Source organism: Vibrio sp. 811 (assembly GCF_033339195.1).
Genome location: NZ_JAWOUB010000863.1, coordinates 1 through 537, shown reverse-complemented (window position 1 = coordinate 537; position 537 = coordinate 1). Strand labels below are relative to the sequence as shown.

Genomic DNA, 537 nt, shown 5'->3' with positions numbered 1-537 from the left:
TTTTTTCATTTTACTCTCCGAGCTTAAGCAATACTTAGGTATTTATGAGTTTGAATAGATAGACGCCAATTGCGCGCGATGCACGTTTCGATACACAACTGAGTTGCGCGAGGCTTCTGGCTGATTGGTTGTAAAGCGATCACCGTTTCTGTCTTTATATCAGCGTTTGCAAGTAGTTCATCAAGATGATCGATGTCTTTTTGCGTACCGACTGGATGCTTGATTTCATTAGCACGCTCCAAAGCACTTTTCAGTACGGGCAATTTACCTTTCATCGCCACTTTTGGTGACACTGTCACCCACGTTTTTTCAGACGTGACGACTTCTGATGTCCCACTGGTTTCAATCTGGCACTGACAGCCCATATCTTCAAACGCTTTGCTCAACGGACGCAAATCGTAAATGCACGGTTCACCACCAGTGATAACAATATGCTTCGCATTGAAGCCTTGCTGTTTGTATTGTTCTACGATGTCTTCAGCCGATGCCGTGCACCAAGTCGGAGAATCTTCCATCTTCACCAAAATATCACCAATA

Annotated in this window: 1 protein-coding gene; it reads right to left on the bottom strand. The window is 44.1% G+C overall.

Annotation, left to right across the window (positions count from 1 at the left end):
- Nucleotides 1-23 precede the first annotated feature (23 nt).
- Nucleotides 24-537, bottom strand: a 514-nt coding sequence (gene queE, locus R7Q46_RS29820; protein ID WP_318078673.1) for a 7-carboxy-7-deazaguanine synthase QueE, incomplete at its 5' end; no start/stop codon positions are given.